This window comes from Mycobacterium sp. pR1184 (assembly GCF_041287235.1).
Classification (GTDB): domain Bacteria; phylum Actinomycetota; class Actinomycetes; order Mycobacteriales; family Mycobacteriaceae; genus Mycobacterium.
Genome location: NZ_JBGGKR010000004.1, coordinates 224,916 through 240,529 on the forward strand (window position 1 = coordinate 224,916; position 15,614 = coordinate 240,529).

Genomic DNA, 15,614 nt, shown 5'->3' on the forward strand with positions numbered 1-15,614 from the left:
CGCCGTACGACGATTAAAGCCGCTCACCCCAGACACAATCCAACCCATCGCTGTGACCAGCACGTTCTCGGTGGACTGCCGGGAATCGAACGTCAAAGTTCCGGTGAACCGCAGCGGTGCGCAATCTCCGTACACGAAACGACGCGAAACGGCCTGCGCATATCTAAGCGCCCGCGGCGGCCCTCATTCCGTGCCGAAACCGAAAACCGTTGTCGAGTCGTAAGTCTGGCCCGGGTTGAGCGTGGTGGTCGGGAAGTTCGGGTGATTCGGCGAATCCGGGTAGTGCTGGGTCTCCATCGTGAATCCCGCGCCCTGCCGGTAGATGCGCCCGCTGGTGCCCGTGAACGCCCCGTCGATGAAGTTCGACGTATAGAACTGCACACCCGGCTCGGTTGTGGAGACGGTCAGGGTGCGCCCCGTCTGCGGATCCTCGACCGTGGCCGCCTCCACCAGCCCAGTGTTGTTGCCGCGGTTGATCACCCAGTTGTGGTCATAGCCATGGGCCAACAACAGCTGCGGGTCATTCGCGGTGATGTGCGCACCGATCGCGGTCGGTGAGGTGAAATCGAACGGTGTGCCCTGCACCTGGGCGATCTGGCCGGTAGGGATCTGCGTGGGGTCCGTTGGCGTGTAGTTGTCGGCATGGATGGTGATACGGTGGCCGTAGATGTCGAGCGTGTCCTCACCCGCCAGGTTGAAGTAGCTGTGATTGGTCAGGTTGATCACTGTCGGCGCATCGGTGGTCGCGTGGTAGTCGATGCGCAGTTCGTTCTTCTGGTTCAAGGTGTAGGTGACCGCGGTCGTCAGTGTTGCGGGGTAGCCCATTTCGCCTGCGGGGCTGATGTATTGGAGCGTCAGGCTCACGCTGTCGCTGGTGCGCTGCGGACTGGCCTGCCACACCTTTGTATCGAAGCCCGCGGTGCCACCATGCAGGCTGTTGCCGTTGTTGTTGATCGGCACGTGATACTCGTTGCCGTTCAACGAGAATGCCCCCTTGGCGATCCGGTTGCCATAGCGGCCTACGATCGCGCCGAAATAGGGTTTGGCGGATCCGGTGTTGCCGACGTAACCGTCGAGCGTCGGAAAGCCCAGCACCACATTGCCGACATGGCCGGCGCGATCGGGGACCTCGATTGTCTGAATGATGCCGCCGTACGTCAGGATTCGCACGCGCATGCCGTGCCCGTTGGTAAGCGTGTAGCGGGTCACCGGGGTCCCACCCGCCTGACCGAACGGCTCGCTGGCGATCGACGGGGGCTCCGCCGGCGCGGTGGTCGTTGTACTACATGCCGCCAACCCCACGACAGCCGCGATCACGATCAGCAGAAGCAATCGTGTGCCGCCCACGGGCGCTCCTCACACTCGTACAAACCACCTGTGCGCACTGGTTGGGGACATTGGTTCGTGCCTCGCCCGCCGCGACCCGCCAAACCGCAGCCGGCAACGGAGGGCTGATCGAGTCGAGCTACCTGACCTCGAGCAGATCCACCACGAAGATCAGCGACTCGCCGGGCTTGATGACGCCACCGGCGCCACGGTCGCCGTAGGCGAGGTGGGCGGGGATCAGCAGCTGTCGGCGGCCGCCGACCTTCATGCCCTGCACGCCTTGGTCCCAGCCCTGGATGACCTGGCCGACGCCGAGTTGGAACGTCAACGGGTCACCGCGGTTGTAGGAAGCGTCGAACTCCTCGCCGGTGGAGTGGGCCACGCCGACGTAGTGCACGACCACCGTGTTGCCGGAGGTGGCCTCGGCGCCGTCGCCCTCTACGACGTCGGTGATGACCAAGTCGGTGGGCGGCTCCCCGCCGGGAAAGTCGATCTCAGGCTTCTTTGCAGTCATGCTCACCACACTGGCAGATGGTCGCCAGTGGGCTTGCCGACGGGTGGTTCAAGACGGGCGCGAACTCAGCGTCGCCGGCAAGCTTAGTCGATGAGATATTGATGAAAATGAAAACTGGCCAGAGCCCTAAGGCCCTGACCAGCACTTTCTCGGTGGAGCTGCCGGGAATCGAACCCGGGTCCTACGGCATTCCCTCAAGACTTCTCCGTGCGCAGTCCGCTATGCCTCTACTCGGATCTCCTGGTCACGCGAACTAGCCAGGATGACGATCCCAGTCGCTGTTGGTGTCCCGATGAGTCCCGCGACCGGACTCATCGGTGGATCCCTCTAGCTGATGCCGGGGTCCGGGGCGAGGGCGTTCCCGGTCCGACAGACTAGCTTCGCTTAGGCAGCGAGAGCGTAGTCGCGCTGATGTGAATCGGCGCTTATATGGTTGCAACGACGCTTACGGTGGTCTCTTGCCTGCACCGGCACGCTTCCCTTGATTCGATGCGCGAAGTCGAAACCGTTCAGCCCCTTGTCTTGTGTTTTCGCGCTCGAGCTTTTTCGCACCTACCGATTTTCGGCAGGACAACCCATTCTACGGCAGCCTTAACGAGCGGCAACGGATTTATGTTCCGCACCAGGACGCGGTCAGATCACGAAGTTCAACCGCTCGACGATCCGCGCGGCGACGTCCTTGTCACCGCCGAGTTCGACGTCCTGAGAGCGCGCCGGGCACATCGGGCGTCCGCCGGCGAGCCGGGTGAACTGCAGGACGTCCAGTCGGATCGTCGCGGTCGGCTCCAGCCCGCCGAAGTCCTCCACCACCGCGGCGCGCCCGTCGACATTGACCCGGATGCTGCGCGCCAGCGGACCGGTCAGGTCGAACAGGATGCGGGAACCGTCGGGCGCCTTGGCGAGTTTGCCGACGACAAAGCCCATCGTGGCCGCCACCTCGTCGAGGGATAGCTGCAACGCGGGACCGGCGAGCTCCTGATCGGAGGGTGGCTGCCGCAGGGCGAGGCGAATGTCCTGCTCGTGCATCCAGCAGTCGAAGACCCGGATCCGCATGAACCGGCCGTAACTGTCAGGCCCGGCGGGCGTGAAGCTCTGCGCATTCCATTCGTCGTCGGACATGTCCTGCAGCACCTTGCGACGCCCGTCGGTCACCGCGCGGAAGCGCTCGAGCACCTTGGCGCCGGCCTCGCCGCCGAGATGGCGGACCCAGCACTCGTTCATCGCCCCGATGTCGTTGCGCACGTGGTCGAGGGCCTTGACGTCGGTGTCCGGTTCTGGCGCCGGGACACCCTCCAAAAATGACTCGGTCCCGATGATGTGGGAGACGACGGATTGCACGCACCACCCGGGCAGCGGCGTCGCCGCCTTCCACTGTTCCTCCGACAGGCCGTCCAGCAGCGTGTCGATGTCGTCCCAGACAGCGAACAGCCCCGACAGGACCTCGGACTTGTCGAGCAGGGTGAGAGGACGATCGGCCATGGTCGGATCGTAAGCCGCTCACCGCCCGCTGTAGAGACCCATCCGAAAAAACAGTAATCCGGTCAGGGTCAGGATGCCGCCGACCGCGACGCCCGCTGTCACCGGCCACACGGTGGTCCATGCCCCGGCCGCTGCTGCCAGCACAGCGTGACCGAGGCGCATATTGGAAAGGTACTGCCCCCTAAGCACCGACCTGAGTAATCGATGAGGAATGGTGCGTATCAGCCAACCGAGCACCCCGACCAGCACCGCGGTGAGTAGTCCGAGTACGACCCGAAGCGAGGCTGTCGAGTGTCCTTCGCCGTGCAGACCCGAGGTCAGCGCGACGAGAAAACTGACAACCGCCGCCACGGGGCTAACCAATCTGAACACTTTCCTCAGCACTACGGCGATATTGCGCCGGGCCAGGTCGCCCAGTTCGGGGTCGCTGCCCGCGGCGCCGAGAAATCCGCGCAGGGCTCGTCCAAATCTGTAGCGCCGCAGCCGATTTACCGCCAAGTTATTGAGTGCTTGAGCGTTGCCCGGGCTCAAGGTCAAGGCTTGCCCGTAGGCCGTGTCGGATTCGTCGATTCGATCCAAGTCATGCAGAATCGATCCGCGCAATATCAGCGCATCGGTACTGGCCGGGTCTAGCCGAAGCGCCTCGTCTACGACCCATAAAGCCGACGCATGCTGGCGCGAGTTGTGCAGCAGCCTCGCGTAAACACGATGCTGCAGCGGATCATTCGGATGTGCGAGCACTCCCCGGTACGCCACCCACCGGGCGTCGTAATTGCGACCTAACTCGTCGAGCGAGAGCGCGTATATACGCACGGCAAATGCGTTCAGCGGGTCGTTGCCTAAGGCGGCATATGCGCTGCGCGCCGCGCTGGGATAGTTCCCCAGCATGTATTCGGCTCTCGCGTAGCCGGCCAGCAGGACGGGATCGTTGGGGTTTTGCGACAACAACTGACCCAGCACCTCGCGGGCACGCTGGTAGTTCCCGGCTTCGGCGTAGGCGTCTGCGAGCTGGCCGGCTTGTTGAGCGGGGTCGACCTCAGGGCTCGGCATCACCGAATTTTACTGCGCCGCAGATACTTTCCGAGTTCGTCGTAGGTGCCGTCGTTGTTGGCGAACTCTACTACGTTGCGGGCGGTCTCGAACCACGGCCCGGTGCTCGGTTTGATCTGCGCGATGGCGGCATTGATATCCGCCATGGTGATCGGTCGAACCTGACCGCTGGCGATGGAATCGGCCATCCCCAATTGCGTTGCGGTGTCGCACAAATACGCGAGGTCGGCCCCAGAGAAACCGTCGGTACGGTTGGTGATCGATTTGAGGTCGATGCCCGCCACGGGCCGGTCTCGCAGGTGGTATCGCACGATCCCGGCCCGGGCCTCGGAATCCGGCAGGGCGACAAAGATCATCCGGTCGAATCGGCCCGGCCGTCGCAAAGCCGCATCCACATCCCAGGGCGCGTTGGTGGCGCCCAAGACATAAACCCCGTCATTGACGGTGCTGGCCGAGTCCATTTCTTCCAGCAGGGTATTGACGACCGTGCGCAGACCTGACGTGCCACTCAATCCCGATCGACGATGCCCCAGCGCGTCGACCTCGTCGAAGAACAACACGCACGGCGCATTGCGTCGTGCGTGGTCGAAGATCGACCGAATACTGCGTTCGCTTTCGCCGAACCAATGATGCATAACATCGGCGATTCCGACCTGATAGAAGCTGGAACCCAGCTCGCCCGCGATGGCCTTGGCGATGAAGGTTTTTCCGCAACCCGGCGGCCCGTAGAGCAGCAGCCCACCGCGCGCCGACACCCGATACGCCTTCATCAGCTCGGGGTTTCGGATGGGCCCCAGCAGCGAAAGCTCAATCTGCCGCTTAACCTCGGCCATGCCTGCGACGTCAGCGAGCCCGATCCGCGGCCGCTGCACAACGTCGAAGTCGGTCTCGTCGACCGGGTCAGGAGTCTGCTCGACGAAGGCCGGCTCGATGATGCCGGCGACTTCCCGTTCGGCGCTGGACCAGTCGAACTCCGGCCCAACGGCCGACGGCGGCTCGACCGACGCCTTGCCCGTGCTCGAAGACGCCTCCGCGGGCGCCGCGAGGGCCGCGCTACAGCGCTGAAGCAGGCTCAGCGCATTCGCGTTTCCGGCGTCTTGCGTCAGCGCCGCGCTGCAATGGGTGAGCGCCTCGGTATAGCGCCCGTTGTCGGCCAGCAAACCCGCCAGGTGTAGGCGCAATTCGACGGCCTCGGGGGTGCGCTCGACCGCGGCGGATAACTCACGAATGACCGGGTCTTGCTCCACTGTCTTCCCCCCGACATGCCTCGGTTGCCGGGACCATAGTAGGTCGGAAAACAGAAGTTAGTTGGCGGCGATCATGGCCACCGATCCCATGGCCATCACCATGCCGAGCCCCTGCCAGCGAGTCACTCGCTCGCGCAGCACCATCATCGCCAGGACGACGGTGGCGGCGGGATACAGCGAAATCATGATGCTGGCCAGCGACAGCAGCCACGACTGCAGCGCGATCAGTTGCGTCACCAGGGCGCAGATGTCGAGCAACGCAATGGCCAGCGCCAACTTCATCGACTCCCCGCGCGGTAGCCGCAAGCTGCGTCGTGATGCGGCCAGCGCGGTGATCACCACCGTGGCCGACAACCGCGCGAACATCAGCGGCCACAGCTTGGAATCGTGCGGTGATTGGTGCAGGAACACCAAGTCCAGCCCGAACGCACACCCGGCCAATATGGTCAGCCAGGCAATTTTGGGCGTGAAGCGGAATTGCGTCTTGCCCTCGACCGTGGCCTCACGGCTGACCAGCAGCACCGCGACGATGGCCAACACCACGCCGGCCGATGCCGCCGGGCCGGGTCTCTCTCCCAGCGCGATGCCGACCGCCACGGGTACCGCGGCATTGAGCACGCCCGCTAGGGGTGCGACCACCGAGATGGGCCCGGACCCCAGCGCCGCGTAGAACGCCCACATGCCGAAGGCCTGACCGATGCCGTACAGGCTGCCCCAGAAGATCGCACCGGAATGAATCGGTCCGCCCGCGCACAATGCGATCAGGCCGAGCAACACGGCCTCGACCGGATACGCCGCCAACATCACGCGCAGCGCTGCCACTCGGCGCGCGGCCACGCCGCCCACGAAATCGCTGACGCCGTAGGACACGGCAGACAGCTGCGCGTACGCGGCTCCGATCAGTTCATACCCTTTGCTCGTCGCCCCAGTTCGCGAACAACTTCACGCTGGGCGTCACGGCGGGCTAGGTCCTGACGTTTGTCATACGCTCGTTTGCCTCGTGCCAGTGCGAGCTCGACCTTGACCTTGCCCTCGGAAAAATACAACGACAACGGCACCAAGGCGAGGTTACCATCGCGGATTTTTCCGATCAGCGTGTCGATCTGTCGCCTATGTAACAACAACTTCCGGTTGCGACGAGGGTCATGGTTTGTCCAGCTACCGTGCTCGTACTCGGGAATGTGCAAGTTACGCAACCACACTTCGCCGTCGTCGACGGTTGCGAACGCATCGGCGAGCGAAGCCTGGCCCAGCCGTAGGCTTTTGACCTCGGTGCCGACTAAAGCCACTCCGGCCTCGAACAATTCCTCGATCGCGTAGTCGTGCCTGGCCTTGCGATTGGTGGCGACGATCTTTTTGCCGTCTCGCTTGCCACCACTGGCCTTGCCCCCACTGGACTTTGCGGCCACAGCTAACGCCGTACGTACAGGCGCAGCGTTGCGTAAGCCGTCAACCCCGCCATCGACACGCCGAGCAGGAACAGAATCGGTGAGATGTAAAGGATGTCCGCGTAGTCAACGCGAGCGATCAAATTGGCTTGGTAGAACTGGTTTAACGCGTTGTCCAGGAACAGTGCGCGCACCACGATCAAGCCGCCGACGGCAATCGCCACACCGAGGGTCGCCGCGAGCATCGCCTCCACCAAGAACGGCAGCTGGGTGTACCAGCGACTTGCGCCCACCAGCCGCATGATGCCGATCTCGGTGCGCCGCGTATACGCCGCGACCTGAACCATGTTGGCAATCAACAGAATCGCACCGACAGCCTGCACCAATGCGACGGCGAATGCGACATTGCTCAAGCCGTCCAGGACCGCGAACAGCCGGTCGATCAGGTCTTTCTGATTGAGCACCGAGAGCACACCCGGCTGGCCCTGCATCGCAAGGTCAAAGTCCTTGTGCTGCTCCGGATTGTTCAACTTGACGATGAAAGATGCCGGGAAGGAATCCTTGCCCGCAACGTCCTTGTACTGCGGGAACTTTCGGATGGCGTCGTCGTAGGCGTCCTGACGGTTGAGAAAGCGAACCGATTTGACGTCATCGCGGCCCTCGATCTTCGTCCGCAACGCCTTACACGGATTGGTACCGCACGCCGGATCGTTCGCGGAGACGTCGTCGGTGAGGAAGACCTGCGTCTCGACGCGGTCGAGGTAGATGGCGCGGGAGTGCTCGGCCAGCCGCACCACCAGCAGACCACCACCGAACAGGCCGACCGAGATCGCGGTCGTCAAGATCATCGCGACCGTCATCGTCACATTGCGACGAAGACCGGTGAGGACCTCGTTGAGTAGGAAGCCGAAGCGCACTAGCGGTCCATCCCGTAGACGCCGCGCTGCTCGTCGCGAACCAGCCGGCCCAGCGACAACTCCACGACGCGCTGGCGCATCGAGTCGACGATGTGGTGGTCGTGCGTCGCCATCAGCACCGTCGTCCCGGTGCGGTTGATCCGCTCCAGCAGGTCCATGATGTCGTTGCTGGTGTCGGGGTCCAGGTTTCCGGTGGGCTCGTCGGCCAGCAGCACCAGCGGCCGGTTGACGAACGCACGCGCGATCGCGACGCGCTGCTGCTCACCACCCGACAGCTCGGCCGGCAGCCGGTTGGCCTTGCCGGACAGACCGACTGTCTCGAGCACGTCGGGCACTACCCGGTTGATCTGATCGGCGCGCTTGCCGATGACTTCCAGCGCGAAGGCGACGTTCTCGTACACCGTCTTTTGTTGTAGCAGGCGAAAGTCCTGGAAAACGCAGCCGATCACCTGGCGCAGCTTGGGCACATGCCGGCCCGGCAGCTTGTTGACGTGGAACTTCGAGACCCGCACGTCCCCGGTGGTCGGCGTCTCGGCGGCCAGCAGCAACCGCATGAACGTCGACTTGCCCGAGCCCGAGGGCCCGATCAGGAAGACGAATTCACCCTTGTCGATTTTGACGTTGACATCGTCCAACGCCGGACGCGCCGACGCTTTGTACTTCTTGCTGACATGGTCAAGGGTGATCATCACGGCACGCCAGTGTAGCGGTGAATTTCGCTGGACCGCGAAGATCAGCGCGCCGGTGGCGCCGACGTGGGCGACGGCCCCGGCCCCAGCATCGGTTGCTGCGGGGGTGGCGAAGTGGGGCTTGGGCTGGGCGGACAGAACGGCGGCGGGAGCAGGCAGGGCAGCTGGAAAGGTGGCGGCGACGTCGTCGTTGGGGGCGGGGGCGGCGGTGTGGCGGTCGAGGTCGGCGGCACCGTGCTGGTCGGCGTCGGGACGTATGTGTTGGCCGGTGGTTGCACCCTGGTCCGCGGCACCCAGGTGTAGTTCGGGTCGGGCACGAAGCCCGGCGGCACGACCTGCGTCGGCGGCGTCTTGGGCACCGGCTCCGGCCGGTTGGCGTCATAGAGCCACCAGACCAGGAGGAAGGCGAGGATCAACGCCACCGTCGAGGTGCGCATCCGGCCACCGAACACATAGCGCGGCCAGCGGCGGTCCTCGTCGCGGTGCTTTTCGAGGACGTTGAGGGTCAGCTTCACTTCGTCACCGACTCGTGCGCGAGCTCACCCCGATCGTCGGCGGACTGCGCCACGCTGGCTTCGTCCTGGACGACGCTGAGGGTCGCGTCGGCCGTGGTGACAATGCCGGCTCCGGCGAGTGCCCGCATGACCAGCACCCGCAGCTGTCGGCCGGCCTCGAACTGTTTGCCGGGCAGCGTGCGGGCCACCATGCGCAGCGTGACCGTGTCGACCTCGATGCTTTCCAGACCCATCAGGGTCGGTGCGTCCAGCAGCAACTCGCCCAGCAACGAGTTGTCCATGGCGTGTTCGCACACGTCGTGCAAAACCTCGTTGACGCGGTTGAGGTCGGCGCTGGTCGAGACGGGGATGTCGATCACCGCTCGCGCCCAGTCCTTGGACAGGTTGACGGTCTTGACGATCTGACCGTTGGGGATGGTGAACAACTCGCCGTCTGAGGAACGCAGCCGAGTCACCCGCAGCGTCACGTTCTCCACCGTGCCGCGCGCCTCGGAGTTGATCCCGGCCACCGTCAGCGAGACCAGGTCACCGAAGCCGTACTGCTTCTCGACGATGATGAAAAAACCGGAGAGCAGATCCTTGACCAGCTGCTGAGCACCGAAACCCAGCGCCGCACCGACGACGGTGGCGGGCGCGACCAGACCGCCGACGGAAAAGTTCAGCACGTCGCTGATCTGGACGACACCCCAGATCGCGATCAGGACGATCGACACCCACTGAATCACCGAGGCCACCGCCTGGCGGTGCTTGGTCGCCTCCGAGCGCACCAAGGCGTCGCTCTCGGCGAAGCCGACGTCGAGCTGCCGGGTGACCTGCTGGGCCACCCACGTCACGAAGCGGACCGCGAGCACGGACGCGATCAGCAACATGACGACGCGCAGGCCCTGGTCGAGAATCCAGCCCCCAATTTGACCGCGCCAAAAGTTGTGCCACGGCTGCGTCATCGCGATAGCGAGAAGAGTTGTATTAGTCGTCATCTTTTCGGTTGCGCCACCGGATCCCAGCTTCCAGGAACCCGTCGATGTCCCCGTCTAAAACGGCCGCCGGATTGCCGACTTCGTACTCGGTCCGCAAATCCTTGACCATCTGATACGGATGCAATACGTAGGACCGCATCTGGTTACCCCAGGAGCTGCCGCCATCACCTTTGAGCGCGTCCAGCTCAGCACGTTCTTCTAAACGCTTGCGCTCCAACAACTTTGCTTGCAGAACCCGCATCGCCGCAACTTTGTTCTGCAATTGCGACTTTTCGTTCTGGCAAGTCACGACGATACCGGTCGGGATGTGGGTGAGTCGAACCGCCGAGTCGGTGGTGTTCACCGACTGGCCACCCGGACCGCTGGACCGGTACACGTCGACGCGCAGATCGCCTTCCGGAATATCGATGTGATCGGTGGTCTCCACCACCGGCAGCACCTCGACTTCGGCGAACGACGTCTGGCGCCGGCTTTGGTTGTCGAACGGGCTGATCCGCACCAGCCGATGCGTGCCCTGCTCCACCGACAACGTGCCGTAGGCAAAGGGCGCGTGCACGGCGAAGGTGGCGCTTTTGATGCCGGCCTCTTCGGCGTAGGACGTGTCGAACACCTCGACGCCGTAGTGGTGTTGCTCAGCCCACCGGATATACATCCGCATCAGCATCTCGGCCCAGTCCGCGGCGTCCACCCCGCCCGCGCCGGAGCGAATCGTCACCAGCGCCTCGCGCTCGTCGTACTCCCCCGACAGCAGGGTGCGCACCTCGGCAGCTTCGATGTCGGCACGCAGGGCCTTGAGCTCGGCGTCCGCTTCGGCCAGCTCGTCGGCACCGCCCTCCTCGGCGGCCAGCTCGTAGAGCACCGGCAGATCGTCGACCCGCTGACGCAACTGCTCGATGCGGCGCAGCTCGCCCTGGGTGTGCGACAACTCGCTGGTCACCCGCTGCGCGTTGGCCTGGTCGTCCCACAGTTTGGGATCGGACGCCTCGTGTTCGAGCTTCTCGATGCGGCTGCGCAGACCGTCCACATCGAGCACCCTTTCCACCGTGGTCAGGGCGGAGTCGAGGGCGGCGATATCGGCTTGACGGTCGGGTTCCACAGCCGACCACGTTACCGGCGCGCTGGTCGGCGGCGAATGCTCAGGTGGCGACGCGCGGCACTTTGACCACTGGCCGGGGTCCACCGTCTAGCATCGAATCACCATCATGTGCGCCCGCGACTGCGACGCCCAGCCCAATCACAGCCCCTAGCGTCGCGGCCGGGCATGAACAGAAGGCTTGGGTATGCGTCGATTTCATGTCGCCATCGTCGGCTCCGGACCATCGGGGTTCTTCGCCGCAGCATCTTTGCTGAAGGCTGCCGATAACTCCGATGAGATCGACGTCGCGGTCGACATGCTCGAGATGCTGCCGACACCGTGGGGGCTGGTGCGCTCCGGCGTGGCGCCCGACCACCCCAAGATCAAGTCGATCAGCAAGCAGTTCGAAAAGATCGCCGGCGATCCCCGCTTCCGGTTCTTCGGCAACGTGGCGGTGGGTGAGCACGTGGCTCCCGCCGAACTCGGCGAGCGCTACCACGCCGTGATCTATGCGATCGGGGCGCAATCGGATCGCTCGTTGCAGATTCCGGGCGAAGACCTGGTGGGCAGCATGGCCGCCGTCGAATTCGTGGGCTGGTACAACGCCCATCCGCACTTCGAGAGCGCGACCCCGGATCTGTCGGGCGCCCGCGCGATCGTCATTGGCAACGGCAATGTGGCCCTCGACGTCGCCCGCATCCTGGTCACCGACCCCAGCGCGCTGGCCGAGACCGACATCGCTGATCACGCCCTGGAATCCCTGCGCCCATGCGGCGTGGAAGAAGTGGTGATCGTCGGACGACGCGGACCCTTGGAGGCCGCGTTCACCACGCTGGAGTTGCGCGAGCTGGCCGACCTCGAAGGCGTCGACGTCATCGTCGATCCCGCGCAGCTGGAGGGCATCAGTGATGCGGACGCGGAGGCCGCCGGCAAGACCACGAAACAGAACATCAAGGTGCTGCGCGACTACGCCAGCCGCGAACCCCGGCCGGGACACCGGCGCATGGTGTTCCGGTTCCTGACCTCTCCGATCGAGATCAAGGGCGACGAAAGGGTGGAGGCAATCGTCCTCGGGCGCAACGAGTTGGTCGCGGACCAAAGCGGTCGGGTATCGGCCAAGGACACCGGGGAGCGCGAGGAGCTGCCGGCTCAGCTGGTGGTGCGCTCGGTCGGCTATCGCGGCATGCCGACCCCGGGGCTGCCCTTTGACGAGAAGACCGCGACCATCCCCAACAACGACGGCCGGGTCGAAGGCAGCCGCAACGAATACGTGGTCGGGTGGATCAAGCGGGGGCCGACCGGCGTCATCGGCACCAATAAGAAGGACTCCCAGGACACCGTCGACACCCTGATCAACGATTTGACCGCTGCCGACGAGCTGACCACATTCCCGGACGACCATGCCGATCAATTGGCCGACTGGCTGGCCTCACGCCAACCGAAGCTGGTCACCTCGGCGCACTGGGACATCATCGACGCCCATGAGCGTGCGGCCGGCGAACCGCACGGGCGGCCCCGCGTCAAACTGCCGAATCTCACCGACCTGCTGCGCATCGGCCACGGCTGATCGCGGCGCCGAGTCGGCGCATTCGCGATTGGGGGCGAACTCGACTTAGCCCCGAAAGACGATGATGCCCGCTCCGGCGAGCAGCAGGACGATCGCCGCGGCGATTGCCCAGCCCGCGCCGGCGAGCCACCAGATGATGCCCAGCACCGCAAGCGCCGGCGACACCGCGAACAGCACCAGGACGGGGTGCTGCCTGATCACTTGCAGAGCGCTTGTTGCCCGGATGCGCTCGATGTCCTTGTCCGCCATGACATCAGAATGCCACCTGCCACCCACAAAGCAAGCCGGTTCGTCGATCGTGCACGCACTATCGAACCGCCGACGCGACAGCGACTGGGCCGCCGACGCCGAGCGTCTCATCCCTTCAACATCCACAGGGCATGTGACACAACGAATTTCGCCTTCGTCGCGAATCGGCGCTGCTACCGGGCCACTGGCGCGCCCGCGCACGGGCGGGTATGGGCGATTTAGCCCGCAGGCGATTCGGGCGGAGCGAACTTCCAGTTGTCCGGATTCTTCGAGGAATACACCACGTCATGCAGTTCGCCCATGCTCGGCCATCGCTCGACGTCGACCACCATCCGCCAGTAGACGGGATACTCGTTGACGGTAGGCCCGTTGATCACACCGGTGATGGTGACGTACTGCTCGCCGGTGACATCGGGCCGCGGGCTCACCCCGGTCACCAACAACGTGCCGCGCAGCATCTCCCCACGCGGGCCGCGCGGGATGAACCGCTGAGCGAGAAAACCCGCCAGCACCACGACGAGCAGAAGTAACAGCGCGAATTCCCACACGCCGCCATGGTAGGACGACTGGCGCGATGTACGGTCGAATTGACCTAGGACCCTACTGTCCCACGCGGATTCGCCGTAGCGTCATGGGTGCTGACGCGCGTCCAAGGAAAGGTGAGGCGATGACTGATGAGCCCGCGGTCGTTTTGTCGGAAGACGAGAGTTGGCGCAGGTTGAGCGGCGTCGCCTTAGGCCGACTGGTGACCAGTTTCGCCGGCGAACCCGAGATCTTCCCGGTGAACTATGCGGTGCAAGACCGAACCGTGCTGTTCCGCACCGCCGAGGGCACCAAGTTGTTCTCCGCCGTAGGGAACAGCGTGGTGGTGTTCGAGGCCGACGACCACGACGTCGCCGAAGGCTGGAGCGTGATCGTCCGGGGCCGCGCACGAGTGCTGAAGACCGCGGCGGACATCGAGCACGCCGACCGAGCCGAGCTGATGCCGTGGACGGCGACCGTCAAGAAGCATTACGTCCGAGTGACCCCGACAGATATCACGGGGCGCCACTTCACATTTGGGCCGGAACCGGATCCGAACGCATCGTTTGCCTGACGCGCTCACACCACCAGGGACAACGGTCCGCGGGCGTAATGAGCCTTGCGCCGCTTGCTAATGGCCACCAGGCGAGCCACCGCGGCTTCGATCCCGCAGGTCAGCTCGTCGACATCGGCCACCTCGTCATAGTCGGCAAGGATTCCGATAAACAGGTCGTCTGCGTAGCTGAGCATCGCGACGCCGGTTCGCAGTTGCATCGCGATAGGTGGGACCGGGAACACGCCCAGCACTTTGTTGCCCATCACTCGCAGGGGGCGCCGCGGACCCGGGACGTTGGTGGCCAGCGTGGCGACGCCGCGTTGCGGCAGTCGCGTCAACAATCCGAGCGCCCAGCCGGCGAACGCGAACGGAACGCGATTGGCCATGGCCACGAACGCATTTCCGGCCTGACGTTGTCCACCCGCCTTCGTCCGGCCTAATCGCGAATGCACGAGCCGCAATCGCTGCACCGGGTTCTCTTCGTCGATCGGCAACTCCGCAAGCATCACCGAAACCCGGTTGTCCGTCTTGTCGAACGCATCGGCGGACCGCACCGACACCGGCACCAAGGTGCGCAACGATCCGGGCTGCAATCGCTCACCGCGCTTGACCAGCACATTGCGGTAGCTTTCCGTAATTGCCGCCAGCGCAACGTCGTTGATGGTCACGTCAAACGCCGCGCACACTTGCTCGATGTCGGCCAGCGGCACTCGCGCACCGCTGTATCGACGTAGATCTCCGATCCGTCCGTTCAGCGGTGACCGATCCGAGCGCAGCAGACCGATGGCGATTTCCGCGGCACCCTGGACCGCTCGCGCGGCGCCAGCAGCCACCGAGGTCGACGCGTTCCACAGCCCGCCCACAATGGCCAGCGGGTTGACTTCTGCCGCATGCGTTTTCGTGCCCTTCCCCGGACCGATATGCCGGGCAAACCTGTCGCTGACGCCGTCATCGCACAGTCCGGCCAGCATATGTGTGGCCGCGATCCCATCGGCCATGCAGTGGTGGATCTTGGTCAGCATCGCCCATCGGCCGTCGCTGAGACCTTCGACGACCCAGATCTCCCACAATGGTCGATCACGGTCCAGACGCCTGGCCATCAAATCGGCGACCACCCGGAACAACTCCTGGTTGCCTCCAGGCTGCGGCAGCGCAACACGCCGCACATGCCGGCCGATGTCGAAGCCGAAGTCATCCACCCATTGCGGAGCGCCGAGGTCGAACGGCCGCAACCGCAACCGTTGTCCCATGCGGGGGCAGGCGCGTATGCGCTCGGCAAACGCCGACATCAGCGTGTCCTGGTCTGGCGCCGGGCCTTCGATGACAGCCAAGCCCCCGATGGCCAAGCTGACCCGCGCATCGGCGTCTTCGGCTTTGAGGAAACCGGCTTCTAATGTCGTCAGGCGGTTCATGATCAGCGACCTTTCAGCCATGGGGGGGCTTATCTGCAACCCGTAGTAACATCATCTCTTCGCGAGACGGCGGGCCATTAGGGCCGAAGGTCATTTCTGCGCAACCCGGGGATGCCTTACGCCGGTTGGTC

Annotated in this window: 17 protein-coding genes and 1 other RNA gene; 2 read left to right on the forward strand and 16 right to left on the reverse strand. The window is 64.4% G+C overall.

Going from position 1 to position 15,614, the window contains the following annotated elements; all coding sequences use genetic code 11:
- Positions 1–183 precede the first annotated feature (183 nt).
- The 13 genes from ACAG21_RS09300 to prfB all read right to left on the reverse strand — a co-directional run bounded on the left by ACAG21_RS09300 (position 184) and on the right by prfB (position 11,198).
- Positions 184–1,347: an aldose epimerase family protein gene (locus ACAG21_RS09300; protein ID WP_370495711.1), complete on the reverse strand. Its 1,164-nt coding sequence runs from the start codon at positions 1,345–1,347 to the stop codon at positions 184–186.
- 118 nt (positions 1,348–1,465) lie between these two features.
- Complete coding sequence (locus ACAG21_RS09305; RefSeq protein WP_370495712.1) at positions 1,466–1,840, reverse strand: FKBP-type peptidyl-prolyl cis-trans isomerase; 375 nt, start codon at positions 1,838–1,840, stop codon at positions 1,466–1,468.
- Between the two features lie 150 nt (positions 1,841–1,990).
- Positions 1,991–2,357, reverse strand: a transfer-messenger RNA (tmRNA) gene (ssrA, locus tag ACAG21_RS09310).
- Positions 2,358–2,473: 116 nt separating this feature from the next.
- Positions 2,474–3,319, reverse strand: a complete 846-nt coding sequence (locus ACAG21_RS09315) for a maleylpyruvate isomerase family mycothiol-dependent enzyme (RefSeq protein ID WP_370495713.1) — start codon at positions 3,317–3,319, stop codon at positions 2,474–2,476.
- Between the two features lie 18 nt (positions 3,320–3,337).
- A complete protein-coding gene (locus tag ACAG21_RS09320; protein WP_370495714.1) occupies positions 3,338–4,369 on the reverse strand; it encodes a tetratricopeptide repeat protein in 1,032 nt (343 codons plus the stop codon).
- Positions 4,369–5,616, reverse strand: coding sequence for an AAA family ATPase (locus tag ACAG21_RS09325; protein ID WP_370495715.1), 1,248 nt, complete (start codon positions 5,614–5,616; stop codon positions 4,369–4,371). Before ACAG21_RS09325 ends, ACAG21_RS09320 begins: the two co-directional genes overlap by 1 nt.
- 57 nt (positions 5,617–5,673) lie before the next feature.
- Positions 5,674–6,423, reverse strand: a complete 750-nt coding sequence (locus ACAG21_RS09330; RefSeq protein ID WP_370495906.1) for an EamA family transporter — start codon at positions 6,421–6,423, stop codon at positions 5,674–5,676.
- A gap of 92 nt (positions 6,424–6,515) precedes the next feature.
- On the reverse strand, positions 6,516–7,025 hold the full coding sequence (smpB, locus tag ACAG21_RS09335; RefSeq protein WP_370495716.1) for an SsrA-binding protein SmpB: 510 nt from the start codon (positions 7,023–7,025) through the stop codon (positions 6,516–6,518).
- A 2-nt stretch (positions 7,026–7,027) separates the two neighbouring features.
- Positions 7,028–7,921, reverse strand: coding sequence for a permease-like cell division protein FtsX (gene ftsX, locus ACAG21_RS09340; protein WP_370495717.1), 894 nt, complete (start codon positions 7,919–7,921; stop codon positions 7,028–7,030).
- The gene (gene ftsE / locus ACAG21_RS09345; protein ID WP_096290928.1) at positions 7,921–8,610 is read right to left on the reverse strand and encodes a cell division ATP-binding protein FtsE; all 690 of its coding nucleotides are present in this window, start codon (positions 8,608–8,610) and stop codon (positions 7,921–7,923) included. Before ftsE ends, ftsX begins: the two co-directional genes overlap by 1 nt.
- Positions 8,611–8,654: 44 nt before the next feature.
- On the reverse strand, positions 8,655–9,125 hold the full coding sequence (locus ACAG21_RS09350; protein ID WP_370495718.1) for a hypothetical protein: 471 nt from the start codon (positions 9,123–9,125) through the stop codon (positions 8,655–8,657).
- The gene (locus ACAG21_RS09355; protein ID WP_370495719.1) at positions 9,122–10,102 is read right to left on the reverse strand and encodes a mechanosensitive ion channel family protein; all 981 of its coding nucleotides are present in this window, start codon (positions 10,100–10,102) and stop codon (positions 9,122–9,124) included. The genes ACAG21_RS09350 and ACAG21_RS09355 overlap by 4 nt, the downstream gene beginning before the upstream one ends.
- Positions 10,092–11,198 carry a peptide chain release factor 2 gene (gene prfB / locus ACAG21_RS09360; RefSeq protein ID WP_096285633.1) on the reverse strand — a complete coding sequence of 369 codons (1,107 nt, stop codon included), beginning with the start codon at positions 11,196–11,198 and terminating at the stop codon, positions 10,092–10,094. Before prfB ends, ACAG21_RS09355 begins: the two co-directional genes overlap by 11 nt.
- A 184-nt stretch (positions 11,199–11,382) precedes the next feature.
- Here prfB and ACAG21_RS09365 point away from each other — a divergent pair, with 184 nt between their 5' ends.
- Positions 11,383–12,744, forward strand: coding sequence for an FAD-dependent oxidoreductase (locus tag ACAG21_RS09365; protein WP_370495720.1), 1,362 nt, complete (start codon positions 11,383–11,385; stop codon positions 12,742–12,744).
- A gap of 45 nt (positions 12,745–12,789) precedes the next feature.
- Here ACAG21_RS09365 and ACAG21_RS09370 read toward each other — a convergent pair whose 3' ends face one another.
- On the reverse strand, positions 12,790–12,993 hold the full coding sequence (locus ACAG21_RS09370) for a hypothetical protein (RefSeq protein ID WP_370495721.1): 204 nt from the start codon (positions 12,991–12,993) through the stop codon (positions 12,790–12,792).
- Positions 12,994–13,211: 218 nt separating this feature from the next.
- A complete protein-coding gene (locus ACAG21_RS09375; RefSeq protein ID WP_370495722.1) occupies positions 13,212–13,541 on the reverse strand; it encodes a hypothetical protein in 330 nt (109 codons plus the stop codon).
- A 119-nt stretch (positions 13,542–13,660) separates the two neighbouring features.
- On the opposite strand from ACAG21_RS09375, the gene ACAG21_RS09380 reads away from it, so the two are divergent.
- Positions 13,661–14,089 carry a pyridoxamine 5'-phosphate oxidase family protein gene (locus tag ACAG21_RS09380; RefSeq protein WP_370495723.1) on the forward strand — a complete coding sequence of 143 codons (429 nt, stop codon included), beginning with the start codon at positions 13,661–13,663 and terminating at the stop codon, positions 14,087–14,089.
- Between the two features lie 5 nt (positions 14,090–14,094).
- Here ACAG21_RS09380 and ACAG21_RS09385 read toward each other — a convergent pair whose 3' ends face one another.
- Positions 14,095–15,483: a wax ester/triacylglycerol synthase family O-acyltransferase gene (locus ACAG21_RS09385; RefSeq protein ID WP_370495724.1), complete on the reverse strand. Its 1,389-nt coding sequence runs from the start codon at positions 15,481–15,483 to the stop codon at positions 14,095–14,097.
- Between the last annotated feature and the right edge of the window lie 131 nt (positions 15,484–15,614).

Coding starts and splice junctions, on each gene's coding strand:
- ACAG21_RS09370 (WP_370495721.1), bottom strand. CDS start 12,993: ATGGCGGACAAGGACATCGAGCGCATCCGGGCAACAAGCGCTCTGCAA.
- ACAG21_RS09320 (WP_370495714.1), bottom strand. CDS start 4,369: ATGCCGAGCCCTGAGGTCGACCCCGCTCAACAAGCCGGCCAGCTCGCA.
- ACAG21_RS09305 (WP_370495712.1), bottom strand. CDS start 1,840: ATGACTGCAAAGAAGCCTGAGATCGACTTTCCCGGCGGGGAGCCGCCC.
- ACAG21_RS09385 (WP_370495724.1), bottom strand. CDS start 15,483: ATGAACCGCCTGACGACATTAGAAGCCGGTTTCCTCAAAGCCGAAGAC.
- ACAG21_RS09380 (WP_370495723.1), top strand. CDS start 13,661: ATGACTGATGAGCCCGCGGTCGTTTTGTCGGAAGACGAGAGTTGGCGC.
- ACAG21_RS09315 (WP_370495713.1), bottom strand. CDS start 3,319: ATGGCCGATCGTCCTCTCACCCTGCTCGACAAGTCCGAGGTCCTGTCG.
- ACAG21_RS09355 (WP_370495719.1), bottom strand. CDS start 10,102: ATGACGACTAATACAACTCTTCTCGCTATCGCGATGACGCAGCCGTGG.
- ACAG21_RS09365 (WP_370495720.1), top strand. CDS start 11,383: ATGCGTCGATTTCATGTCGCCATCGTCGGCTCCGGACCATCGGGGTTC.
- ftsE (WP_096290928.1), bottom strand. CDS start 8,610: ATGATCACCCTTGACCATGTCAGCAAGAAGTACAAAGCGTCGGCGCGT.